The organism is Sphingomonas sp. GV3 (assembly GCF_031082075.1).
GTDB lineage: Bacteria > Pseudomonadota > Alphaproteobacteria > Sphingomonadales > Sphingomonadaceae > Sphingomonas > Sphingomonas beigongshangi.
Map to the genome: position 1 here is coordinate 51,640 of NZ_JARWLE010000002.1, position 23,567 is coordinate 75,206.

Annotated in this window: 27 protein-coding genes; 15 read left to right on the forward strand and 12 right to left on the reverse strand. The window is 64.9% G+C overall.

Annotated features, from left to right (window positions below; translation table 11 throughout):
- Nucleotides 1-22 precede the first annotated feature (22 nt).
- The 3 genes from RF701_RS16630 to RF701_RS16640 all read right to left on the reverse strand — a co-directional run bounded on the left by RF701_RS16630 (nt 23) and on the right by RF701_RS16640 (nt 2,986).
- Nucleotides 23-319 (reverse strand): hypothetical protein, encoded by a 297-nt coding sequence (locus RF701_RS16630; RefSeq protein ID WP_007406840.1) that lies wholly within the window; start codon nt 317-319, stop codon nt 23-25.
- A 73-nt stretch (nt 320-392) separates the two neighbouring features.
- Complete coding sequence (locus RF701_RS16635) at nt 393-2,360, reverse strand: cytochrome c/FTR1 family iron permease (protein ID WP_018251218.1); 1,968 nt, start codon at nt 2,358-2,360, stop codon at nt 393-395.
- Nucleotides 2,360-2,986: a cation transporter gene (locus RF701_RS16640; RefSeq protein ID WP_004212870.1), complete on the reverse strand. Its 627-nt coding sequence runs from the start codon at nt 2,984-2,986 to the stop codon at nt 2,360-2,362. Before RF701_RS16640 ends, RF701_RS16635 begins: the two co-directional genes overlap by 1 nt.
- Nucleotides 2,987-3,061: 75 nt before the next feature.
- On the opposite strand from RF701_RS16640, the gene RF701_RS16645 reads away from it, so the two are divergent.
- Nucleotides 3,062-3,481, forward strand: coding sequence for a helix-turn-helix domain-containing protein (locus RF701_RS16645; RefSeq protein WP_007406847.1), 420 nt, complete (start codon nt 3,062-3,064; stop codon nt 3,479-3,481).
- Here the strand turns inward: RF701_RS16645 and RF701_RS16650 are convergent.
- From RF701_RS16650 to RF701_RS16660, 3 genes are all read right to left on the reverse strand, one after another.
- A complete protein-coding gene (locus RF701_RS16650) occupies nt 3,475-4,677 on the reverse strand; it encodes an aspartyl protease family protein (protein WP_081614886.1) in 1,203 nt (400 codons plus the stop codon). The genes RF701_RS16645 and RF701_RS16650 overlap by 7 nt on opposite strands.
- 262 nt (nt 4,678-4,939) lie before the next feature.
- A complete protein-coding gene (locus tag RF701_RS16655; protein WP_081609171.1) occupies nt 4,940-5,161 on the reverse strand; it encodes a GDCCVxC domain-containing (seleno)protein in 222 nt (73 codons plus the stop codon).
- Complete coding sequence (locus tag RF701_RS16660; RefSeq protein ID WP_017980799.1) at nt 5,161-5,577, reverse strand: mercuric transporter MerT family protein; 417 nt, start codon at nt 5,575-5,577, stop codon at nt 5,161-5,163. The genes RF701_RS16655 and RF701_RS16660 overlap by 1 nt, the downstream gene beginning before the upstream one ends.
- A gap of 62 nt (nt 5,578-5,639) precedes the next feature.
- On the opposite strand from RF701_RS16660, the gene RF701_RS16665 reads away from it, so the two are divergent.
- Nucleotides 5,640-6,056 (forward strand): helix-turn-helix domain-containing protein, encoded by a 417-nt coding sequence (locus RF701_RS16665; RefSeq protein ID WP_017980798.1) that lies wholly within the window; start codon nt 5,640-5,642, stop codon nt 6,054-6,056.
- Between the two features lie 73 nt (nt 6,057-6,129).
- Here the strand turns inward: RF701_RS16665 and RF701_RS16670 are convergent, their stop codons facing one another.
- Nucleotides 6,130-7,377, reverse strand: a complete 1,248-nt coding sequence (locus RF701_RS16670; protein WP_017980797.1) for a cytochrome P450 — start codon at nt 7,375-7,377, stop codon at nt 6,130-6,132.
- 212 nt (nt 7,378-7,589) lie between these two features.
- Here RF701_RS16670 and RF701_RS16675 point away from each other — a divergent pair, with 212 nt between their 5' ends.
- The gene (locus RF701_RS16675) at nt 7,590-8,111 is read left to right on the forward strand and encodes a DUF6118 family protein (protein ID WP_017980796.1); all 522 of its coding nucleotides are present in this window, start codon (nt 7,590-7,592) and stop codon (nt 8,109-8,111) included.
- 52 nt (nt 8,112-8,163) lie between these two features.
- Here RF701_RS16675 and cueR read toward each other — a convergent pair whose 3' ends face one another.
- Both cueR and RF701_RS16685 read right to left on the reverse strand, forming a co-directional pair.
- The gene (gene cueR, locus RF701_RS16680) at nt 8,164-8,547 is read right to left on the reverse strand and encodes a Cu(I)-responsive transcriptional regulator (RefSeq protein ID WP_017980795.1); all 384 of its coding nucleotides are present in this window, start codon (nt 8,545-8,547) and stop codon (nt 8,164-8,166) included.
- Complete coding sequence (locus RF701_RS16685) at nt 8,544-10,901, reverse strand: heavy metal translocating P-type ATPase (RefSeq protein WP_371262954.1); 2,358 nt, start codon at nt 10,899-10,901, stop codon at nt 8,544-8,546. The genes cueR and RF701_RS16685 overlap by 4 nt, the downstream gene beginning before the upstream one ends.
- A gap of 331 nt (nt 10,902-11,232) precedes the next feature.
- On the opposite strand from RF701_RS16685, the gene RF701_RS16690 reads away from it, so the two are divergent.
- From RF701_RS16690 to RF701_RS16700, 3 genes are all read left to right on the forward strand, one after another.
- A complete protein-coding gene (locus RF701_RS16690) occupies nt 11,233-12,546 on the forward strand; it encodes a type II restriction endonuclease (protein ID WP_308815708.1) in 1,314 nt (437 codons plus the stop codon).
- A 70-nt stretch (nt 12,547-12,616) separates the two neighbouring features.
- Nucleotides 12,617-13,495, forward strand: coding sequence for a DUF4396 domain-containing protein (locus tag RF701_RS16695; protein ID WP_017980792.1), 879 nt, complete (start codon nt 12,617-12,619; stop codon nt 13,493-13,495).
- 89 nt (nt 13,496-13,584) lie between these two features.
- On the forward strand, nt 13,585-13,917 hold the full coding sequence (locus tag RF701_RS16700; protein ID WP_017980791.1) for a four-helix bundle copper-binding protein: 333 nt from the start codon (nt 13,585-13,587) through the stop codon (nt 13,915-13,917).
- A gap of 45 nt (nt 13,918-13,962) precedes the next feature.
- Here RF701_RS16700 and RF701_RS16705 read toward each other — a convergent pair whose 3' ends face one another.
- From RF701_RS16705 to copC, 3 genes are read right to left on the reverse strand one after another with little or no spacing between them, the layout of a single operon-like run.
- On the reverse strand, nt 13,963-14,232 hold the full coding sequence (locus RF701_RS16705; RefSeq protein WP_017980790.1) for a flagellar biosynthetic protein FliQ: 270 nt from the start codon (nt 14,230-14,232) through the stop codon (nt 13,963-13,965).
- 52 nt (nt 14,233-14,284) lie between these two features.
- The gene (copD, locus tag RF701_RS16710; protein WP_017980789.1) at nt 14,285-15,211 is read right to left on the reverse strand and encodes a copper homeostasis membrane protein CopD; all 927 of its coding nucleotides are present in this window, start codon (nt 15,209-15,211) and stop codon (nt 14,285-14,287) included.
- Nucleotides 15,212-15,215: 4 nt separating this feature from the next.
- Nucleotides 15,216-15,584, reverse strand: a complete 369-nt coding sequence (gene copC / locus RF701_RS16715; protein WP_020486671.1) for a copper homeostasis periplasmic binding protein CopC — start codon at nt 15,582-15,584, stop codon at nt 15,216-15,218.
- Between the two features lie 127 nt (nt 15,585-15,711).
- Between copC and RF701_RS16720 the strand changes: the two genes are divergently transcribed.
- The 9 genes from RF701_RS16720 (at nt 15,712) to RF701_RS16760 (ending at nt 22,798) form a co-directional block, all read left to right on the forward strand.
- The gene (locus RF701_RS16720) at nt 15,712-15,981 is read left to right on the forward strand and encodes a hypothetical protein (RefSeq protein ID WP_020486670.1); all 270 of its coding nucleotides are present in this window, start codon (nt 15,712-15,714) and stop codon (nt 15,979-15,981) included.
- Nucleotides 15,978-16,418 carry a periplasmic heavy metal sensor gene (locus tag RF701_RS16725; RefSeq protein WP_017980786.1) on the forward strand — a complete coding sequence of 147 codons (441 nt, stop codon included), beginning with the start codon at nt 15,978-15,980 and terminating at the stop codon, nt 16,416-16,418. Before RF701_RS16720 ends, RF701_RS16725 begins: the two co-directional genes overlap by 4 nt.
- Before the next feature lie 10 nt (nt 16,419-16,428).
- Nucleotides 16,429-16,998 (forward strand): RNA polymerase sigma factor, encoded by a 570-nt coding sequence (locus tag RF701_RS16730; RefSeq protein ID WP_018251214.1) that lies wholly within the window; start codon nt 16,429-16,431, stop codon nt 16,996-16,998.
- Between the two features lie 67 nt (nt 16,999-17,065).
- Entirely contained in the window at nt 17,066-19,099 is a 2,034-nt protein-coding gene (locus tag RF701_RS16735; RefSeq protein ID WP_018251213.1) for a copper resistance system multicopper oxidase, read from the forward strand.
- The gene (locus RF701_RS16740) at nt 19,096-20,388 is read left to right on the forward strand and encodes a copper resistance protein B (RefSeq protein WP_043060765.1); all 1,293 of its coding nucleotides are present in this window, start codon (nt 19,096-19,098) and stop codon (nt 20,386-20,388) included. Before RF701_RS16735 ends, RF701_RS16740 begins: the two co-directional genes overlap by 4 nt.
- Before the next feature lie 3 nt (nt 20,389-20,391).
- Nucleotides 20,392-20,988, forward strand: coding sequence for a cytochrome c (locus RF701_RS16745; RefSeq protein WP_017980781.1), 597 nt, complete (start codon nt 20,392-20,394; stop codon nt 20,986-20,988).
- Nucleotides 20,989-21,013: 25 nt separating this feature from the next.
- Nucleotides 21,014-21,751 carry a PepSY domain-containing protein gene (locus RF701_RS16750; RefSeq protein ID WP_017980780.1) on the forward strand — a complete coding sequence of 246 codons (738 nt, stop codon included), beginning with the start codon at nt 21,014-21,016 and terminating at the stop codon, nt 21,749-21,751.
- 160 nt (nt 21,752-21,911) lie between these two features.
- Nucleotides 21,912-22,277, forward strand: coding sequence for a DUF305 domain-containing protein (locus RF701_RS16755; RefSeq protein WP_018251211.1), 366 nt, complete (start codon nt 21,912-21,914; stop codon nt 22,275-22,277).
- Between the two features lie 68 nt (nt 22,278-22,345).
- Nucleotides 22,346-22,798: a DUF411 domain-containing protein gene (locus tag RF701_RS16760; RefSeq protein ID WP_017980778.1), complete on the forward strand. Its 453-nt coding sequence runs from the start codon at nt 22,346-22,348 to the stop codon at nt 22,796-22,798.
- The last annotated feature ends 769 nt before the right edge of the window (nt 22,799-23,567 follow it).

Below are 23,567 nucleotides of genomic sequence, written 5' to 3' on the forward strand. Positions count from 1 at the left end.
CAACGCACGCCCAAATCGGACGTCAGGCTTGGGGGGGCCTCAAATGGACCATGCCGGTGCGGCCGTCGAGCGACGCAGAGGCGGAGATTGTCGGCTTGGGCACTGTGAGGACGGGGGTATATTCCATCGTCGTGCGCGCAGGCGCGCCGACGTCGTGTCCGTGACAATAATTGTGATGATGCGGGACATTCTTGTCCGAGTCCGATGGCACCTGATCGATGTCACCGGCGGTATGGACCGTGAACTCAACGCCCGCGATGCTTCCCCCCGCCAGATCGGCGGCATGGGCCATGCCGGAGAAGCTGGTCAGGACCAGCATCAGGCATGTCAGGAAAGGCAAAAAGGCTCGCACTAGCTTGCCTCTATCACGGAAGGGTTTTCATGTCATTGCACTAATTCGAACCAAGGGTCACTGAGCCGGAACCCGAGCGGGATCGGTCGCGCCCGTTCCAGGCGAACCCGACCGCAATGGCGACCGCCATCAGGAGTTGCGCCAGCACCGATTGCCAAGTGGGAAACACGCCGAGCATCGACAGCCGTGGCACGTCCGCGAGCGGTGCGATGTTGATAAGGCCGGCTTCCTGGAGCGCGGCGACGCCTTTACCCGCCAGCACGACGGTCAGGACCGCCATGAGCCAGGAGCTATAGCGGAAGAACTGCGCGATCGGCAGCTTGCGACTGTAGCGAAGCATGGCCCAAGCGATCAGGCTGAGCAGTCCAATCGCCGACCCGGCCCCCGCGAGAAGCATCCCGTTGTCACCTTGCGCCGAAAGCGCGGCATAGAACAGGATCGTCTCGAAGACCTCGCGATAAACTACGACGAACGCCAGCCCGAACAGGAACCAGCCCGACCCGCCCGAGAGCGCCCGCGACATCTTCTCGCGAATATAGCGCTGCCACTGATCGGCCTGCGCCTTGCCGTGCATCCAAATCCCGACCGAGAGCAGCACGACCGCGGCGAACAGCGAGCCAAACCCTTCCGTCAGCTCCCGGCTCGCACCGCTGATCCCGATCGCATAGGTGGCGACCGCCCAGGTGATCCCGCCCGCGATGATCGCGCTGACCCAGCCGCCATGCACGTACCGCAGCGCCTCGCCGCGCTCGGCTTTACGCAGGAACGCGATCATGGCGACAACGATGAGCAGGGCTTCGAGCCCTTCACGCAGCAGGATCGTGAACGCGCCCAGGAACGTGGACGCTTCGGTGGCGGCATCAGGCGCGAGCGCCGCTTCCGCATCGTCGAAAAGGCCGCCCAGTACTGCGACCTTCTCCGCGAGATCATCGGGCGACGCGCCCCGGTCGATCGAGGCGCGGAACTCCCCCATCGCGCCCTCGATTCGACCCATCAGCGTCGCGTCGCGCGCGGTGAGTGTTGGCTCGATCGGCTCGAACCCATCGAGATAGGCCGACAGCGCCAGCTCTTTCGCCATGCGCGCATCGCCGCGCCGCGCAGCCGCCACGCTTTCGGCGAGTTTGGCGCGGGCGACCGCGAGCGAGCCGGGAGCCTGTTGTATCACCTGTTCGGGATGACGACGCAGGAACGCGAGCACGGCGTCAGCCTTGGCGTCGCCGATCGCCGCGCCGAGCGCGGCCGGGGTGAGCGCGACCAGGGTTTTCAGGTCCGGAATGCGCCGGCGAAGGGTCGGGTCGGATTTCCAAAGCCGCTCGCCTTCGCGCGCCTGCGCATCCGTGAAGGCGAAGCTCCCGGCTCGGAATGCTAACGCCCAGCGCTGATCGTTGGGCAGATCGGCGAAGCTCTGCATCGCGGTCCCGTCGATGCCTTGCGTCACCACCTGATAGAGCGCGAACACGCTGCGCTGGCGCGCGCGCTCGGCATCGGTGAAAGCAATCGGGGGCGTAGCGAGCTTGGCGGCGTCAGGGCCACGGCCGTTGCCCGTCATCCCGTGGCAGGACGCGCAGGATTGTCGGAACAGTGCATCGCTGGAGACGAGGTTCGGAGCCTTATCGGGCGCGAGCGGCACCGGGTAGGCGCGCAGCAGATCGGCCGCGAGCCCGTGCGCCAGTGTTGCCACCTGTTCAGTCGATCCCTTTTCCGCGATTACCGCTTGGAGGTTGGCGGCCCGCTGAATGAGGGCTTGGCGCTCCGGCTTCGCCGGCAGGCCTTGAAGCCGTGTCGAGACCGACGCGGCAAACTCATTCATTTCGGCGTATTCCGACGCGCTCTTGATCCGACCGTTCGCGACCGCGCCTCCATAATCGACGGCCATATAGTCGAGCAGCCGCCATGCGGTTTGCACGTCGCCGGGTTCGGCGAATGCCGCAGCAGGGATCAGCAGCGCAGCGAGCGCGGCGAGCAGCCGCAGCGAGAGCATTGCCCGGATCAAGGTGAGCAGACGCACTACCGCTCTCCCAGTTCGCGCCGAGCGCCAGTGACGATTTCATAAGCGGAGTGGAGGAACAGGAGGGCGATGAGGCCGGCGACGGCGAGGTCCGGCCAGGCGCTTCCTGTCCACGCCACCAGACCGGCCGCGGCGATCACCGCGACATTGGCGAGCGCGTCGTTGCGGCTGAACAGCCAGATCGCGCGAACATTGGCGTCCCCTTCCCGGAAACGCGCAAGCACCAAGGCGGACACGACATTGATCGCGAGCGCGACAACGCCGATTGTGCCCATCAGTTCGGCATCCGGCGCGGTTGCGTTCAGGGCGCGCCAAATCGCGAAACCGATTACGCCCACGCCAAGCGCACCGAGAAACAACCCCTGCGTCAGCGCGACCTTTGCCCTCGCCCGTGCGGACCAGGCAAGCGCGAGAAGACCGATAAGGCTGATCGACCCGTCCCCGAGAAAATCGAGGGAATCCGCTTTCAGCGCTTGGCTATCGGCGATGAACCCGCCGAACAGCTCGGCGACTCCGAAGCCGAGGTTGAGCACCACGACGGTCAGCAGCGCACGGCGATAGGCCGGATCGGTTTGCGCGCGCGCGGGCTCCCCGTGGCACCCGCAGCTTTCGGTAGAAGCATTCATGCGGCCTTCCTTACCACCTCCAGTCGCTGTAGAAGCAAGCGAAATGTGCGACACGTTCGCATAAGCAAGGATGGCATGATGAAGCCGGTGATGATTGGGCAGCTCGCCAGCGAGACCTCGACGAAGGTGACGACGATCCGCTTTTATGAGTCGATCGGGTTGCTCCGATCCGCCCCTCGCACGGCGTCGGGTCGCAGAACCTACGATGCCAGTGACATTGAGCGTTTGCACTTCATCCGCAACGGTCGCCGGCTTGGCTTCTCCGTCGACGAGATCCGTTCGTTGATGGGGCTGGCGCAGAACCCGGACCAGGATTGTGGTGCCGCCTCAGCTATCGCTGCTCAGCACCTCAAGGATGTGGAGGAGAGACTGGCGCAACTCGCGGTGTTGCGGGATGAGTTGGCAATGCTCAGCCAGAGCTGCACCAAGGCGCGCATGGCCGATTGTCGGATCATGAAGGCGATCGGCAAAGGCCACCCTCAAGCCGATCAATAATAATCGGCCAGCCTGAGCTCGCGCACATCACCCGAGGCCATCGTCAGCTTTACGAGGGTGCCAGCAGGCCGGGAGCGCACTTGCCAGAGCTCCCCACGCGTATAGTTCGCATCGATCGAATGGCCGTTCACCGCCACGATCCGGTCGCCGACCGCCCAGCCAGCCTTTTCCGCGGGACTGTTCGCCGCCACATGAACAACGGTGAGCGCCGTTGGTGAGGCTGCGAGGCCAAGGCCGCTACGGTCCTTCAGCATCGGCAGGCGACGACGAGGACCGAGTGGCCGGAGCCACACGAATCCGGCGGTCACGTCGAACACCACGTCGAATTGAGCGATCAGCGGTAGGCCGACATTGCCAACCGTGCTGGTGGAGAGCCAAGCTCTCATCCCGAGTGTGGGGACGTTCGAGACGCCAAGCCCTTCGATGTTGATGTTCTGGATCGTGAAAGCATCGTTGATACGCACACCATCGACGCCGCCGATCGCCGCGGTCGAGACGAGCTTCCCGTTCAACAGCCCTTGATCGCGGGCATAGGCCGACGAGAGCATCAGCGCGGCCGAGCTGCCAAGATCGATCATCAAGGGCACGGGAGACAGGCCCTCGACGGAGGCCCGGATGAACAGCTCCTGCTTGGCACCGCGTCCGAGCGCGACAGCGCGCCAGTCGGGGCCGGCGAGAAACGTGCCTGACTTGACGACCGCCATACGCCTGTTCGCGAAATCGAGCGCGATGCAGCTGCCCGTGAACATATCGGCACCGAGGAGAACGTCGATCGGTCGTCCGAAGGCCGCCGACACTGAACTCAGATCACCAACAACGGCAAAGGGTAAGCGACGGGTTTCGCGGGCGAGCTGTACGTCGATGTCGCGGACCAGCAGCACCGGGGCCTTGGCGCTCAGCCCGCTAATCATGCGCCGCTCACCATTGTTCAAGCCGAGCTTCGCCGCGAGCGCCGTGCTCATGATCGACGCGCCGCTGCCACTGTCGAGCACCGCCCGCGCCGGCACTCCGCGCACTTGTGCCGAAACAAGGAGGGTATCACCCGTGCCGACTTCCAGCGGCTCCCATTCGAGGTGAGCCGCGCCGAAGTTCCACGAGGCCGCAGACCGGGAAGTCTGTCGCGCGAGCGTTGGAGAACCGAGCACCAAGCCGGTTCCACAGGCCACCAACCGCGCCACTAATGAGCGTCGAGACATACCGATTGCTTCAACACGGGCCGTCAAAAAGCCACCTCCAGCCCCCCGTCCGCAGGAGAGCAAATTGCGGTTACATGCTCTAGCAACTGGAGGAGCAAGGGTTTTTGAAGCGCCCGAAATGCTATCCTGTTCAAATGCCCTCTCGAAAATGAGCAGTTGAGGCAGGTCAGGAACCGGTCGAATAAGACCGAAGTAGGCAATTTCGCTTGCGCGACCTTGGCGAGCAGGACCCCAGTTCACGAAGAAACGTGAAGCTATCGCCTCACCCGCAGCAGCCCGCCACAGTCCCGTTTGCTTTCGCTTCCTGGATCGGAGGGCATGGGACATCGCCAAATGAGCAGAACACGCAGCAGTCGCCAGCCAGGGGCCGCAGCACCACCGCGCAATGCCGGCAATCATAGAAGAATTGGCAGGCGTTGGTGGGCATCCTTTCGGTGGCCACCCCGCCGCATTTGGGACAGGTCAGGGTTGAGGTGAGCTGCATCAGGAAAGCGCGTTCATCAGCGGCGCTTCTAGGAGGTCCCAGGCGAACGCGATAAGCGTCAGAACCGTTCCAATCGCGAGCAGGATAGGTGTCGCGCGCGAGGGCAGCGGCATTGTGCAGGACCGGTCCCCAGCACAGGACCTCCGCCGCTGCGCGTAGGCCCACCACCCAGCAGCCAAGCCGATGAGGGAGGTCGCCGTTAGCGGCCACCGTAGTGGTATCAGCGCGGCGAAGTTGCTGGACAGGCCCGCCCCCAGGCCGAGCGCCGCGAGTGCGAGGGGCAGGACGCAGCATGACGCCGCAGCTAGAACAGCGGCTAAGCTCGCAAGCGCGCCGAGGGCGGATAGCCCCGTGTCGGCGCGACGTCGTGACGTTGGTGCGCCTAGGGGTTCACGCGGGATGGTCTCTTGGTTCATCTATCGCCTCTAGCGGGTTAGCCCGTTATGCATCCTGTAGTGACTACAGGAGCAAGCAATATATGCGCGTTGAGGAAAGCATCACGATCGGCGAGCTGTCTCGCCGGACTGGCGTGAATATCGAGACGATCCGGTACTTCGAGCGCGTTGGTGTTCTCGCAACGCCACCCCGCACAAGCGGCGGGCGGCGGGTATATGGGACCGGTCACGTCCGCGCACTTGGGTTCGTCCGTCGCGCGCGCGAACTCGGCTTCTCCCCGGCCGAGGTGCGCGCGATCCTGTCTCTTGGCGGTTCTGCGCAGGCGTCATGCAGTGAGGTCCGCGAGATCGCGGCTCACCATCTAGAGCGTGTGCGCGCTAAGATGGAGGATCTGGCGCAACTAGAAAGCCTGCTGGCTGCGACCATCGACCGTTGCGAAGGCGACGGGGCGGCGAGGTGCGCCGTGATCGACTTGCTGAACCAACATTCGACTGCGTAGATGTCGCATCGCACCCCGTACTCGCGCAAACGGTCGATAACGGAGCCGATCACCATCACCACGGCACGCGGCCCTAGCCACCTATGTGGACGTTGCGCATCACGAAGCCGCTTTTCGGAAGCGCTGGCAGCCTGGCGAAATCGATGCTCAGGTCTTGGTCCGGTACGTCATAGCGCATCGCGTTGACGAGGAGGTGTGCCGCCACCTTCATGATCGCGAGGACGATCCATTCGCCGGGACAGCGATGGCCGAGATAGTGATCGCCGCCGCCCTGCGGAATGAAGTTGAAGGAGTCTTCGTCCCAAGCCCTGAAACGCTCAGGGCGAAACTCCTGGGGGTCGGCCCAGGTCGCTGCGTCGTGATTGCTCCCATAAAGGTCTAGCACCACTTGACGCCCTTCCGGAAAGGCCATCCCCTCCCACTCGAAATCTTGGCTCGCGCGCGCCACCACAGCGGGAAAGAAGGGATAGAATCGGCGGACCTCTTGGACGAAGAGCTCGGCATAGTCCGGCTGCTGAACCAAGGCCGCCCTGATCCCTGAACAGGTTTGCAGCGCGTGGGCGACGAAGGTGATGTACACTGCGATCGCGACGGTCGGGCGAAGGACATTTACCAGTTCGACCGCTGCGACGTGCGGCGAAAGAAGATCGTCGTGCCGGTCGCGATGCCAGGCTATCGCGTAAGCCGCGGTCCCCGAGCCCGAGCCGATGCTCCCGGCCCGAATGCCTTCAATGATCCGCTTCGCCCATGCGTCGACGCGACGACGGGCCAGCCGTGACCAAAGATGCCTTGGGCTCGCCGAGCCGGCGGCGTCGAACAGCGCCCGCAGCTCGCCCGCGCGGTTGCCGGCTTCATCGTCCGGAAGAGGAACTCCCGCCCAAGCGCATACCGCTCGCGTCAGCGGCTCATGCAACTCGTCATAGAAGACGATCTCTCCTTTGCGCGTCCAGCCCGGCACCGCCCTGCGCCACTCGGCCTCGAACAATTGCGCCAGCGCCCGCACGCGCTCTGGTGTCATCAGGCCCATGAACATCTGCTTGCGGTGCCGATGGGTCTCGCCGTCCAGACCCTGAACGCCGCCTTGGCCCAGCAGTGTCTTCTGAATAGCGACCGGCATGGCACCTTCGCGCTCGAAGCGGGTCGTATCGTAGAAGATTTCGGCGGCCTTGGCCCCCTTAAGGCAGTTGGTCTTTTTCAGCAGGAAACGGGATTCAAAAGCGTTTGCGCCTAGGCGCTGGCACTGCCTGGAGATGAACCGATAGGGATCGGCGAGGAGAGAAAGGGTTTCGTCCGGGCCTTTCGTGTGTGGTGTCTTAGGCATGACCGGTCCGGTGATTGTTGGGTCTCCTTTGATTAACTCGGAGGAATATCACGGGTTGCAGGCTCACGACAGGTGACGAACGAGGACGATCAGGGCGGAGCAGGCGCGGCCGAGGCGTTCGAGGCCATGCGCGGCGAGCTGGCGCTGCGCCGTGGAGGGCTTGGCGGCCGAGCGCGGCGATCGACATACCCGACCATACCGAGACGCTTGGCGTGCTCCAGCAGAACGTGAACACGGCAGGCGAGAACGTCGCGCGCATCGGCCAATTCCTGAAAGCGGCCCCGGCGCTGGCGATGACGCCGGAGCAGATGGCGCAGCGCATCGCCGCGGCGGGCAGCGCCGCCCGGCGCGAGGATCAGGCGGCGCTCGCCAAGGCGGGCGAGGACAAGGCCCGCATCATGGCCGATCTTCGCGCCATCGCCGGGTCCGCATGGACACGCGCCGACCAGAAGAATCGGCAGCTATGGTTTGCCCTGGGTGGGGTGGCGGCCGGCATCCTCGCATGGGCGATCGTGCCGGGCCTGGTCGCGCGCGAGATCGCACCGGCGAGCTGGCAATGGCCCGAGCGCATGGCGGCGCGGACGCTCGACTTGCCCCGCTGGGAAGCCGGGCAGCGTATGATCCAGAGCGCCAGTCCCACCGCGTTCCGCGCCATCGTCGGGGCCGACAGGATCGTGACGGCCAACCGCGCGGCGATCGAGGGGTGCGGCAAAGCCGCAGCGCGAAACGCGTGAAACGGTGCGACGCACGATCACGCTCAAGTGGAGTAAAAGTTAGCCGCGCAAGTTATTCAGCCAAGCGTTCGATGATCGGACAATCAGGCCGATCATCGCCATGACAGGCTTGGGCGAGCCCGGTAAGCGAGCGGCGCATGGCGTCCAAGACGCGGACCTTGCGGCCCAGTTCGGCAGCGCGGGCTTCCGCCAGCGTCTTCACTTCCGCGCTCGACCGATCGCGATCCGACCACAGCCCCAGCAGCGTGCGGATTTCCTCGATCGGGAACCCCAGGTCGCGCGCGTTGGCGATAAATCGCAGCCGATGAACGTCAGCGTCGGCGTAGTCCCGGTAGTTCCCGCGCCGTGGCGGCGCGGGCACCAAACCAATCTTTTCATAGTGGCGGATCATGCGTTGGGAGACGCCGCTGGCGTCCGACGCCGCTCCGATGTTCACAGCTTTACCGCGTTGAGCCGCAGTGCGTTCAGGACCACGGTGAAGGACGAGAGCGCCATCGCTGCACCGGCCAGCATCGGCGACAGCAGGATACCGGCAACCGGGTAAAGCACGCCGGCCGCAACCGGCACGCCGATTCCGTTGAACAAGAACGAGAAGAACAGGTTTTGGCGGATATTTCGCATCGTCGCGCGAGCGAGCTTGCGGGCGCGCACGATCGCCGAGAGATCGCCGCGCGTGAGCGTCATGCCGGCGCTTTCGATCGCCACGTCTGTTCCCGTTCCCATCGCCAAGCCGACATCCGCGGCGGCGAGCGCCGGGGCGTCGTTGATCCCATCGCCCGCCATTGCGACCCTTGCGCCGCTCGCTTTCAGCTCGCCGATGATACGCGCCTTGTCTTCCGGCAGCAGATCGGCGCGCACGTCATCAAGACCGCCCACGGCGCGCGCGACAGCATCGGCCGTCCCACGATTGTCGCCGGTGAGCATGACGACCCGCAGGCCCTCCTTGCGAAGCGCGGCAATAGCGTCGCGCGCCGATGCGCGCACCGGATCGGCGACTGCGAGCAGACCGGCGAGCGCCCCGTCGATCGCGACGAGGATGATGCCCGCGCCTTCGCCACGGTGACGATCGGCCGCGGCGTCGACCGGCTTGAGATCAGCGCCGATCCGGCTCATTTGCACCGCATTGCCAATCACGACCGAGCGGCCGCCCACCGTGGCGCTGACACCCAGCCCGGTTTGCGAGGCAAAGTCCGCGACTGTGCCGAGCTGCAATCCTCGTTCTTTGGCGGCAACGACGATTGCGTGCGCGAGCGGATGTTCGGATTGGCCTTCGACGGCCGCGGCAAGCGCGAGCATGTCGTTCTCTCCGACCGCGCTGACCGTCTCGACCGCGATCAGCTTGGGCTTGCCTTCCGTGAGCGTACCCGTCTTGTCGATGACAAGGGTATCGACCTTTTCCAGCCCCTGTAAGGCTTCCGCGTTCTTCACCAGCACGCCGGCCTGAGCGCCGCGTCCCGTGCCGACCATGATCGACATGGGCGTGGCGAGCCCGAGCGCGCACGGGCAGGCGATCACCAGCACTGCGATGGCGTTAAGCAGGGCATGGCCCATGCGCGGCTCAGGGCCGACCAGCGACCAAGTGATGAAGGTCGCAATCGAGATCAGCACGACGAGCGGCACGAACCATCCTGAAACCCGATCGGCGACCGCCTGTATCGGGGCGCGGCTTCGCTGCGCTTCCGCGACCATGCGGACGATACGCGCGAGCATCGTGTCCGAACCAACCGCGCGGGCTTCCATCACCAGGCTGCCCGTCCCGTTGACGGTGCCCCCGGTAACGATCGCCTCGACTTCCTTGAGGACCGGCGCGGGTTCGCCGGTGAGCATGGCTTCGTCGACCGACGAACGACCCTCGACCACGACGCCATCGACCGGGATGGCTTCACCGGGGCGGACCCGCAGCCGGTCACCGGTTGCCACGTCGGCAAGCCCGACTTCTTCTTCAGAACCGTCAGGCTGCAAGCGTCGCGCCGTCTTGGGGGCGAGATCCATGAGAGCGCGGATCGCGCGCCCTGTCGCCGCCCTAGCGCGCAGTTCGAGCACTTGCCCGAGCAGCACCAGTGTCACCACGACGCCGGCCGCCTCGTAATAGACGGGAACCATGCTCCCATGCGTGCGGAAGGTCGCTGGGAAGATGCCCGGCGCGAGCGTCGCGACCACGCTATAGAGGAAGGCGGCACCTACGCCGATCGCGATCAGTGTGAACATATTGAGATGGCGGGTACGAAGCGATGTCCACCCCCGCTCGAAAAACGGCCAGCCCGCCCACAGCACGATCGGCGCGGTGAGTGCGAGCTGGACCCAAGGCGAGGCCGCAGGGCTAACCACATGCAGGCCTAACATTTCCGCGAACATCGAGACGACGAGCAGCGGGATCGTGAGCGCGCCCGCCACCCACAGTCGGCGCGTGAAGTCGACCAGCTCAGGGTTGGGAGTATCGTCGAGCGACGGTTCTTCGGGTTCGAGCGCCATGCCGCAGATTGGGCAAGTTCCCGGCCCTTCCTGGCGAATTTGCGGGTGCATCGGGCACGTCCACATCGCCCCCGGCGTCGCCATCGGCTCCGGTTTCGGCTTATCGCTCAGATAGGCGTCAGGATTGGCGACAAACTTGCTCCGGCACCCTGCGCTACAGAAATGATAGGCATGACCAGCGTGCTCGGCATGGTGTGTCGTTTTTGCGGGATCGACCGTCATGCCGCACACCGCGTCGATCACTGCTGCTGCGGCATCGTTGTCCTTACTGCCCGAGCAGCAGCCGCCCGCTTCGGTGTGATGATGTTCGTGCTCGATCTTTGCGGGAGCGGCCGAGCCGCCCCCGCAACAGGATGAGGGCGTGGAGACCGATTCAGGCGCAGGCTTCGAACAGCCGCAACGCCCGGCTTGGGAATGGTAATGAGGGTCGTTCATGGCAAGACTCCTTCGACCCGAGAGCATGTAGGGTATGACACCGTGTTAGGGTCAAGGCCCTGTCGGCACCGCTGGCCTGTATGTTGAATCTACGCGCGGGAGCGGCGTTGCCCTCATATTGCGGGGGCCAGCTCTACACCCTCGACGCCATAAGGGCCGCAGCTTAGGTCTATTACTAGCTCGCCAAACGCGGGCCGGGGGCAATCGGGGACATATGGCAGCGCAGATCGACAGTCTTTCTACTGGCACCGACCATGACGGCCTGGTGCGCCGCTTAATTGCCCGCTGGCGTGACGATCAGGGCGCGACCTATCGGAGCTGGTTTCTTTGGGACGAGCGGTTGAAGAACTTCCGATCAATCCGGCGCGGCATCACCCAGGTTGTCGGCGAGATCGAGCGCGGCACGTTCGGCGTCGCCTACCGCGGATCGTCGCTCGAAACCGTCGCCCATTCCGTCGCCGAGCAGCGGCAAATCTTCAAGGGCGCGGACCATGCGTTCCTCTGGAAGCCGAAGCTCCGCATCCCCGACATTTACGAGAGCCCCGACAATCAGCGCGCGTTCGGCCGCTTGCTCGACGCCTGTTCCTGTTGCGACACGGCCGAGGAGATCATCAGCCATATCCACGCGATCGACCGTTTGAAGATCAAGGGGCTGGGTCCGGCGGTCGCCAACCTCCTCTACTTCCTTCACCCGACGCTGGTGCCGCCCTTCAACACCGCAATCGTTAAGGGCTACAACGCGCTGACGGGGGCGAATGTGAAGCTCGGGAGCTGGGAGCATTTTCTGGCGATGCGGACCGGCATCCTCGATCTCAACGACCGCTTCCGCGAGCTGCTATCGAATGATTTAGGCGCGATCGGCGGTCTGTTGTTCGACATCGGCTCCGATCGCTATCCGGCTCCGCCCCTCGACGTGAGCGGCGCGACGCTGGCGAGCTGGGGGCAGCGGCTTGAGGCGGCGCGCGAGGAAGCGCGCACGCTCAGCAAGGCCGCTCAGCGCGAGGGCGAGAACGAGCGCACCCATACCGAAATCCAGGCATGGCTTCGCGATCTAGGGTTGGCGCTCGGCTATGACGTATGGATCGCCGCGAACGACCGCAGCCGCGCCTTCGACGGATCACCCTTGGGCGCAGGATGCCTTGAGCGCCTGCCCGACACGATCGCGACGTCGAAGGGCGCTGACTCGATCCGGCTGATCGACGTGCTGTGGCTTGAGAAGGCCGGCGATCATGTCGCCGCGGCGTTCGAGGTGGAGCATTCGACCTCGATCTATTCGGGCATCGTCAGGATGCTCGACCTGGCCTTGAGCGGTGGCGACCTTCACGCGACCGCGGGGCTGTTCCTTGTCGCGCCCGACGCGCGCGAGACGGACGTTCGCGCGCAGTTGCAGCGGCCCGCGTTCAGCCGCGTAGCCGACCTCGACATATCCTACCTGCCCTATGGCGAGCTGGAGAAGAACCGGGAGGCCATCGCGCGGTTCGGATCGGGACTGAAAGCGATCAAGGCCGTTTCCAGCAAGCTCGCCTAGCCCGCTCCGCGCAAGGGATGATCCGGAGAGCCGCGTATCCTCTAGCATGTAGAGGAGTGCTGCCGTGACGATGCCATCCCCGGCCCCCTGGCTCGACGCCGTGCTGATCGGGTGGTTCGTGCTGACCGCCCTTTCGGTCGCTTACGTCGCGTGGGATGCCTTCACCCGCAACCCCGAGCTGCGCGTGATGAAATGGGGGTGGCTGTTGGTCACGCTCTATGGTGGCCCGATCATGGCCGCGGCCTATGTCCTGTCCTGCCAGGAGCCGGCGAACGAGCGGCACGAGGATTTCGTTCGACCGCTCTGGAAGCAGGCGTTCGGCTCGGCCATCCATTGCATGGCGGGCGATGCAACCGGCGTCATCGCCGCAGCCGCGATCACCACGGCGCTCGGCCTGCCGATGTGGCAGGACGTGATCGCGGAATATGTGTTCGGCTTCGCGTTCGGACTGCTGATTTTCCAGGCGCTTTTCATGCGCGACATGGCGGGCGGTTCCTATTGGGGCGCGCTTCGCATGTCGTTCATCCCCGAATGGCTGTCGATGAATGCCGTCATGGCCGGCATGATCCCGACGATGGTGGTGTTGATGAGCCGCGACATGGCCGCGATGCACGCCAGCTCGCTCCGCTTTTGGGGCGTCATGTCGCTGGCGACACTCGTCGGGTTCGCAGTCGCCTATCCGATCAACCTTTGGCTGGTTGGCGTGCGCTTGAAGCACGGCATGGGCACGGTGCGCGCGCTGGGGCATGGCGGACACGAAGTCGGCGCGGACCGGCAATCGGCCACGCCGATGCCGGACATGGGACACGACGCAATGGCAGGGATGAGCGGCATGGCGGCCGGCGCGCGCGTGACCGGACCTCAGATCGCCGCAATGACAGTGTTGACGCTCATCATGCTTGGCGCGGGCATCATCGTTGCGACGCTGTTCGGTCGGTGGGCCATGTAACTTGCCGCGAACGACGGAGATCGCGGCAAGGGGTGATCGCGCGGCGCGCGTATCTAGGAACAGGCGGGGGCTCATACGGAGATAATGCGATGCACCAGATCGACCCCGGCATGAAGGCGTGCATGGACGCCTGCCACGAATGCCATGTGACCTGTCTTCACATGGCGATGAACCATTGCCTCGAAATGGGCGGCCAGCACGCCGCGCCCGAGCATATGAAGATCATGGCCGACTGCGCGCAAATTTGCGCGGTTGCGATCGACTTCATGGCGCGCAAGTCCGCCCACCATCAGCATATCTGCCGCGAGTGTGCCGAGATCTGCCGGGCTTGCGCAGCGAGCTGCGAGGCCCTGGGCGGCATGGAGGATTGCGTGGCAGCGTGCCGGAAGTGCGCCGATTCCTGCGATCGGATGGCGGCATAGCGGGGCTTGCGCGGGCGGTCGCCCGCCCGCGCAGCTATCTGCATATCAACGGCCCATGCTCGCGATCACAGCGAACAGCTCGGCCGTGAACTTGGTCAGGAGCTCGGTCGCTGCGCTCCCGAAAATCACCAAACATACGCCTAGCGCGATCAGCTTAGGCACGAAGCTCAGCGTCTGTTCGCTAATCGACGTCGCCGCCTGGATGATGCTGATTATCAGCCCGACGATCATCATCGGCACGAGCAGCACCACGCAGATCAGGCCGGCCACGGCCAGCATCCTCCCCGTCTCGTCGAGCAGGATCGACTGATCCATCAGGCGCGGCCCCGTGAACGGCCGGGGACCGCGAGGGCTCCCCGGCCGCGCATCACATCGCCGATGCAGGCGGCGCGAGCGTCCCGAGCCAGGCGATCAGCCCGAGAACCGCGATGACACAGGCGGTTTCGATCGCCAGACTTGTCCGCAGCGCGCCGAGGGCGCCCTTGTGATCGTCCGCTGCGATCGACCGCTCGAATGCCGGCGTGAGCCGGAAGCGGTTGAGCGAGGCGAGCCCTAGCATGGCGACGAACAGCGCCAGCTTTGCGATCAGGAGCTGACCATAGAGCGTCGCAGGAAGCGTGGCGAGGTTGCCGATCCCGACCAGCATCCAGCCGTTGACCAGGCCGGTGACGAGGATCGTGCCGACCACAACCGTCCCGATCGCGCCGAACCCGTGCAGCGCGCGGTGCGTCAGCCCCAGATGCGCCGCGTCTACGCGCGCCGCGGGTCGGGAGACGAGCAGGAGCAGCCCCAGTAGTGCGCCAACCCAAGCGCCCGAGGCGATCAGATGGAGAATGTCGACGATGAGGTGGACCCAGCCCATCACGGCTTCGTCCATCGCGCCGTGTCCGGTCCACGCCAGCGTTGCGAGTGCCACGGCCGAGCAGAGCGCGACGATGCTCAGCCAGATGCCGCGCCCGCCCGCGACCAGCGCTGCCAGCGCCGCGAGGGCCACCATGACCATGCGCAGCTTCCATGCTGCTCCGATCGCAGAGCCGGTGAGCAGCGCGCCGACTGCTTCACGGTCGATCGGCCAGGCCGGCGTTCCGGCCATTGAGGAGGCCATCAGCACGACCCAGGCGCCTGAAAACAACAGGCTCAGGCCAGCGCTGGCGATGAACCAGGGACGCAGCGCGAGCGCGTCGCCGCGCTCGCGCGCCCGCAGCCCATAAAGGCTGAATGCGGCAAGGCCGAACAGCGCAGCCAGCGTCACGTAGAGCGCGAAGCGGACGCCGATAAGCGACCAGTCCCCCATCGCCTCACTTCACCGCGAAGACGTAGGTTCCTGCGACCTTGTGGGTGTCGGTCGAGACGACATTCCACGCGACGCTATACCGACCCGATGGGAGCGGCGATTTCGGGGTGATGACGAGGGTCCGGCCATCGGACGAGAGCGCGGAGGCGCTGGCCATCTTCATGGCTGCCATGCCGGGCATCGCTGCCATCGTGAGATCGGCCTTGGAGAAGGCTGGCATCAGCTTCTCGCTGAAATGAAGTTCGATACGAGCGGGCTTCGCGACCGTCGCATTGGCGGCCGGCGATGCCGACACCAGCTTAGGATGGGCGTTCGCCGTTCCGGCGAACATGACGAGAGCGGCAGCAGCAGTCAGAACGGATAGGCGGCGCATAGGGGGCCTTTCGACAGGAGGGTTCCTGTCCTTCATTACGCGCCCCGATCGACCACCCCTCACGGATGGATTTGAGGGATGGGCGCGTCGCTTGCGTAATCCATGCTAGAGGGGTGGAGTGAACGACATGGACCTCGACGCAGTATTGATGAGGCTGGCGCAAGCACCCGTGCCCGCGAGCCTTGATGGCATGGAAGATCGCGTGCTGGCGCGGGTCGCCGCACGTCCAGCGGCGCGCGCCGGCTTAGGCGTTGGGGCAATGACGATCGCTGCGGCGCTCGTCATGGGCATCTTCGGTGCCGGTGTGCCCGCGAAGGAAGCCAGCGCGGCTTCGCTATCGCCCTTGGGGCCGGTGTCGCCGCTCGCGCCCTCCACGCTGCTCGTCGGCGTGCAATGAGCGGCCGCATCCGCCTTCTGCTTGGCATTGTCGCGTGCTTCATCGCCGCGATCATCGGTGTGTTCGTGGGGCGGGCGCTACTTCCGCCACGTGCCCAGCCCGGCTCGGAGCTGCACGACGTGCTGCATCATAAGCTGGCGCTGGACGCCAACCAGGAAGCGCGACTTGAAGTGCTGGAGCAGCGTTTCGCCGTGCAGCGGCGCGCATTCGAGCTGGAATTGCGGGCGAACAATGCCCGGCTCGCTGAAGCGATCGAGGCCGAGCATGGCAACGGGCCGCGCGTCGCCGCAGCGGTCGACCAGAGCCACGCCGTCATGGGCGAGCTCCAGAAAGCGACGCTGGCGCACATCTTCGCCATGCGCCAGCTCTTGCGGCCCAATCAGACCGGCCAGTTCGATCAGGCCGTGGTGAAGGCGCTCACCGACGACGCACGTTGAGGTTCGGCGCGTGAGCCTCGACTGGACCACGCTTACGGACGGCGAGCTGGCGACCCTCAGCATCGCCGGGCGCGAAGCCGCCTTCGCCGAGATCATGCGCCGCCATCGGCAGTCAATCTTCCGCATGGTGCGCGCGTGCGTCGGCGAGGCCGACGAGGCGCTGGACCTTCTGCAGGAGACCTTCGTCGCGGCGCATCAGGCCCTGCCCCGCTACGACGGCGATCGATCGATGCGCGCGTGGCTATCGACGATCGCGATCAACAAGTGCCGCGATTGGGGGCGCAAGCGCACCGTGCGGCGCTTTCTGGCGTTCGCCGCACCGATCGGCCCGGAAGCCGAAGCCATTGCAGACGACCAGGTGGCGATCGACGACGCGACGGGCGACCGACAGGAACTCGACCGCGTGACGCGCGCCATTGCGGGCTTGCCGACCGCATTGAAGGAATCCTTGGTGCTGCGCACGATCGAGGGGTTGAGCCAGGCTGAAACCGCGGCAGTGTTGTCGATCAGCGAAAAGGCGGTAGAAACCCGCCTCTATCGCGCGCGATCGAAGTTGCTGGAGCGATTGGGCGGGCGCTGAGGGATAGCGCCCTGAGCTGCGTATCAAGGCTAGAGGGACACTCCCGTTCGAGAGCCTTGAGGACCGTATGAGCCGCACTATCGATCGCCGCCAGATGCTTCGCGGCGCCGCCCTTGCTGGCGGTGGCATGGCGCTGACCGCCTATATGCCCGCGTGGGCGCAGCCTGTCTCGGGCGGGATCGTCAAACCGCTGCCGACCGTCTCGGGCACTGACATCGCGCTGACGATCGACAGTTTCAGACTTCCCGTCGACGGCAAGTCGACGCCCGCAATCGGCGTCAACGGCACGGTGCCGGCCCCTCTCATTCGCTTGAAGGAGGGGCAAAAGGTCCGCCTCTCCGTCACCAACAATCTCGACGAGGACAGTTCGATCCACTGGCATGGGCTGCTCGTGCCGTTCGCGATGGACGGCGTGCCCGGCATCAGCTTCCCCGGCATCAAGGCGCGCTCGACCTTCATCTACGAGTTCCCGATCATCCAGTCGGGCACCTACTGGTATCACAGCCATTCCGGCGAGCAGGAGCAGGGCGGACTTTACGGGCCGATCGTGATCGACCCGGCCGGTGCCGATCCGATCGCGTTCGACCGCGAGCATGTGATCGTGCTGTCCGACCACAGCCAGATGACCGGCGAGCAGATTTTCCGGAAGCTGAAGCAGATGGGCGGCGCCTATTTCAACTATCAGCGGCCGACCCTCGCGGGCTTGCTCGCGGGTCGGGAAATGCCGCTCAAGGACCGGATCGAGTGGGGAAAGATGCGAATGGACCCCGCCGACATCGCCGACGTCACCGGCTCGACCTATACCTTCCTGGTCAACGGCTACGGGCCGTATGACAACTGGACGGGGCTGTTCAAGCCGGGCGAGCGGGTCCGCTTGCGGATCATCAACGCCGCGGCGCAGACCAACTTCAACGTCCGCATCCCCGACCTGCCGATGACCGTCGTGCAGGCCGATGGGCAGAATGTCCGTCCGGTGAAGATCGACGAGTTCCAGATCGGCGTTGCCGAGACGTTCGACGTGATCGTGACGCCCGAGGACCGGGCCTACAGCTTCGTCTCCGAGGCTATCGATCGCTCCGGCATGGGCCGGGCGACGCTCGCCCCGCGTGAGGGGATGGTCGCCCCGGTCCCGCCGCTTCGTCCGCGCACGCTGCTGACCATGACCGATATGGGCATGGACATGGGGAGCATGGGCGGGATGCAGGGCATGTCCGGCATGAAGGACGAGAGCCCGGTCGCCACGCGCGGGCCGGACCCCACCTTGATGCAGAACGCCTCGCGCAATCTTTGGAAGCTGACGGGCTGGAAGGGGCCGACCGATCACGGGACGGTCGCGGCAGGCGCAGCGATGGCGGGCATGTCCGGCATGTCGGGCATGGACCACAGCCAGATGGGCGGCGCTGTAATGCCCGGGATGGACCATAGCCAAATGGCAGCGGGCGGTGCTGGCATGGCCGGCATGGACCATAGTGCCATGTCGGGCGGATCGGGCCAGGCTGGCGGCATGGCCGGGATGGACCACGGGTCGGGTGGCGGCATGAACATGAACATGCGCGACCCGAAGAATGCGCCGGGCGTGAAGATGGGGCCGGGCGTGCAGACCATCTCCCCGATGCCGAAGGACCGTAGCGGTGAACCGCCCCAGGGTCTGGAGGGCCTGGATCACCGCGTCCTCACCTATCGCGACCTCGTTTCGCTCGCGCCCAACCCCGACGTGCGCGCGCCGTCGCGTCAGTTCGAGATCCATCTGACCGGTAACATGGAGCGCTACATGTGGGGCTTCGACGGGCAGAAGCTGAGCGATCCCGCCGACCCCATCCCGTTCCGCAAAGGCGAGCGGGCGCGGGTGACGTTGGTCAACGATACGATGATGCCGCACCCCATCCATCTCCACGGCCATTTCTTCGAGCTGGTGACGGGGCACGGCAATCATGCGCCGCGCAAGCACACCGTCAACGTGCCGCCTGGAGGCAAGATGACCTTTGATCTGACCGCCGATGCACCCGGCGATTGGGCGTTCCACTGTCACAATCTCTACCACATGACCGCAGGCATGATGCGCGTCGTCACCGTTCGCCCGTTCGCGGGAGAGGCGGCATGAACCGGCTGACCGCGGCGCTCGCCGCCGCCACCATGCTCGGCATCGCCGGTCCTGTCGCCGCTCAGTCGATGCAGGGCATGGATCATTCGGCAATGCCGGGCATGACCATGCCGATGCCTGCGAAAAAGAAGCCGGTGGTGAAGCCCACGGCCAAAGGCAAGCCGGCCAAGACTAGGTCAGCTCCTGCGAGGCGACCATCAGCTTCGACGACGAAACGCCGCGCCGCGCCAACGGCCGGCATGAATGGTATGGATCACGGGACCATGCCGGGCATGGATCACTCGTCTATGCCCGGCATGGACCATGCGGCTCCGCAGGGCTCACAGCAGGGCATGGAAGCCATGCCGGGGATGCAGATGCCCGGAAACGGCCAAACGGTCCCTCAGGGCTCCCAGCAGCCGATGCAGGGCATGGACCATTCGGCGATGCCGGGGATGACCATGCCAGCCGACCAGCACAGCGGCCACGACATGCAGGGCATGTCGGGAATGGCCGGAATGCCAGGCATGGCGGCCGATGGGGTGCAGCAGACTGGCACCGCGCTTCCCGCAGGAAACGCCCCCGCCCCGCCCCTGCCGACCGACCATGCGGCCGACAGCGTTTACGGCGCGGACGCGATGGCGATGGGTCGCCATCACCTTCAGCAGCATCACGGCGGTCAAAACTTCAGCCAGGTGCTATTGAACCTCGCTGAGTATCAATTCCGCAACGGTCGTGACGGCTATCGCTGGGATGGCGAGGCGTGGTTCGGGGGTGACATCAACCGCCTCTTCATCAAGTCTGAGGGCGAGGGAGCCTTCCGCGAGGGCATCGAGAGCGCCGAGGTGCAGGCGCTCTATAGCCGGACCATTGGCCCTTATTTCAATCTACAAGCGGGTGTCCGCCAGGATTTGGGGCCGTCCCCGAAACGCACCTATGCGACCGTCGGGCTGGAGGGGCTGGCACCGGGCTTCTTCGAGCTAGAGGGCGCGGTATTCCTGTCCAACAAGGGCGACCTGCTAGGGCGGCTTGAGGGCTATTACGACCAGCGCATCACCCAGCGGCTGATCCTGCAACCGCGCGCCGAGCTCAATTTCGCTGCGCAGGACGTGCCGGAAAACCGGATCGGATCGGGCCTATCCAACGCCGAGCTTGGATTGCGGCTGCGTTATGAGATCCGGCGCGAGTTCGCCCCCTATGTCGGCGTGTCATGGGATCGCCGCTTCGGCGACACCGCCCGCTACGCGCGCGCCGATGGGGATCGCGCAACGTCCAAGAGCATCGTCGCCGGCGTTCGTGTCTGGTTCTGATCGATGGAGGAACAGATGGCTCAAGACGGCAGGCGCTCGATAAGGCAGCACTTCCCGAGCCTGCCGTTCGTAGGCGCCCTGGCGATCGTCCTGGCGCTGGGCGCAGCCGCGTTTATCTACCTTGGCGTGTATAACATCGCGGCCGACGAACCGCACACGCCGGCGGTCTATTCAATGCTCGAACGCCTGCGCGATCGGTCGATTGAGGCACGCGCGCGCGGCATAACACCCCCGGCCGATCTGGCATCGGCGCAGCGCGTGTCAGTCGGCGCGGGCCTTTACGGAGAAATGTGTTCCGGTTGCCATCTCGGCCCCGGCGTCGAGAAATCCGAGATGAGCCAGGGCCTCTATCCACAGGCGCCGGAACTCGCGCGCGCTCAAGATCTCACCCCCGCCCAGCAATTCTGGATCATCAAGCACGGGGTGAAGCTCAGCGCCATGCCGGCATGGGGCAAGACGCATCCCGACCCCCTAATTTGGAATATGGTCGCGTTCGTCCGCAAGCTCCCCGGCATGACGCCCGAACAGTATAAGGCACTGGTCGCGAGCGCCCCGGCCGATCACGACGAGATGATGAAGGACATGCCGGGTATGAAGTGACCCCGGCGACGAGGTTGAGGGAGGAGTGGTTCTGAAAAGCGCGAAACTGAGGCTGCATCTACTCGCGAGCCGCACGCACAAATGGCTCGCGATCATCATCGGCGCGCAGCTCCTGCTATGGTTCGCAAGCGGCGCCCTGATGAGCTTCCTGCCGATCGATCGGGTGCATGGCGATCACCTCGTTGACCGCAAAGCCGCGGCGCCCCTTCCCCGCGGCAGCACGTTCGCCCCACCATCGGCGATCGTAGGCGCAGCAGATGCGCCCATCGAGGCCATCACCTATCGCATGTGGCTTGGCCGCCCGGTCGCCGAGGTCGCGACAGCCAAGGGAACGCGCCTGTTCGACGCCGCGACGGGCCAAGCGCTGCCAGCACCAACGGCTCGTGAGGCCGAGGAGATCGCGCGTTTGGCATGGCGTGGCGGTGCTCGACCAGCGGCGAAGGTAGAGCGGATCGAGCGCGCCAGCCCCGAATATCGCGGCACGCTCCCCGCCTGGCGCGTCGCGTTCGCCGACCTCGATTCCACCCGCGTCTTTGTCGCGGCCGACACCGGTCGGATCTCGGCTGTCCGAACCGGCACTTGGCGGCTCTACGACTTCTTCTGGGGCCTTCACATCATGGATTGGACGAATCACGAGAACTTCAACACGCCCTGGCTGCTCGCCTTCGCGATCGGTGGGCTTGCGCTTTGGTTAGGGGGGGCAGTGCTTCTCTACATGCGATGGCCCAAAACGCGGCGTCGCAACATCGTGATCGAGGCATAATATACGCGGCTCAGGAGCGTAGCCCTCGGAAATAAAGTCCTGTTTCCTGACAATTTCTCGCGCGTTCTAGCACCCCGGGTGAGGGATAGCCGCCTCGCACGCGTAGAAGTCTTAGAACCCAGGGAGATCAATAATGCGCTTCGCACCAACATTCGCAGCTTTGGCGCTGCTCGCCACGCCCGCCCTCGCGCAGCAGAGCGGCGGAATGCAGGGCATGAACCACGGTCAGATGGCCGGCATGAACCACGACGACATGGCGGGCATGATGGCCGGCAATCCCTACGGCCAGGCCGAGATGGACATGCATCAGAAGATGATGGCGGCCAAGCAGGGCGACGCGGCCGAAATGTGGACGCGCAAGATGATCGAGCATCACCGAGGCGCCATCGCCATGTCGCGCGTTGCGGTGCGTGACGCGCGCGACGCCGAGACCAAGCGCATGGCGCAGATGACGATCACGAAACAGGAAAAGGATATTGCCGAGCTGCAGGCGTGGCTCAGCAAGCACGGCAAGCGCCCGCAATAAGGGAGCGCTGCCCCGCCCTGTCGATCCCCCTACCCCCCGGCAGGGCGGGGATTTCCTTTTAGGAGCTGATGATGAAGAATGGTGTTCGTGGCGCCGTCGCCGCCTTGCTAATGACCATCCCAGCGGTCGCATCGGCCGCGGCCGACATCGCCATGCACCGCGATCCGGGTTGCGGCTGTTGCGAGAAATGGGCGGCGCAGGTGCGTCAGCAGTTCGGCCGCAAGGTCCAGATCATCGACGATGATCGCCGTGAGGTGCTGCAGCGTAAGATCGGCCTGCCCGCTGACCTCGCGTCCTGCCATACCGCGATCATCGACGGCATGGCGTTTGAGGGACATGTCCCGATCGCGGACATGAAGCGCGCGCTGGCCCAGCATCCTAAAGGCGTGCGCGGCTTGGCCGTGGCCGGAATGCCGATGGGCTCACCGGGCATGGAGGTGCCCGGCATGAGAACCCAGCCCTATGACGTCATTGCGTTCGGTGCCGCTGGCCGGCGTGTCTTTGCTAGCCACGGCGCCTAAACGACAGGTTGTCTTGTGAGCGGCAAATCTTCCCCGGCGCTTCATGCCGGCACTACGGCACCCGGCAAACCACCCGTATTGACCTCGGCGTTGACAATTGGGATAGTATCCGGGTGTTGAAAGCTCGTCTTTCTCTCTTGCTTCTTGTTGGAGCGTTGCTTGGCCTTTTGGGCCAAGGAATTGCGTATGCGGCCGGCCCATCGCTCTCACCCAAGATGGCGATGAGCCATGTCACCCCATCCCGCATGGATTGCGCGGGTATGGCGACCCCGGATCCGTCATCGGAACACCCATGCAAAGGACTGACGCTGGCGTGTATCGCCCAAATGGGATGCGTTGTTCCCATGACGTTTGAGGAGCCGGCAAGAGTGCTGAAGCGCTCGATCGCATCTCAAATCGTTATCTGGCCTGCCAGCCGGGCACTTGCCGGCCTCAACGTCGCTCCCGAGCCCGAACCGCCTACCGTTTGATCGAGTCAAGCCGTGTCAGGCTGCAGCCGTTCGCCGGTTGCGGCTCTGCCGATTTTAAATCTCGATCAAATTGGAAAGTGACATGAAAACGTTCATCTTGGCGGTATTTGCCGCTAGCCTCGCCGCGTCGGCAGCGACGGCGGCCACATCTGAAAATAAAAGCAATGGTCATTGGGAGTGGCGTTCCAATTACCAGCCGGGCCCGCGGGCGCCGCTTCAAGCCCCACGTCGCGTATGGGTTACGGACGTTCCCCAGTCGAGCGCCTGCGTGTGCCCGATGATGGAACGCGGTCGCGACG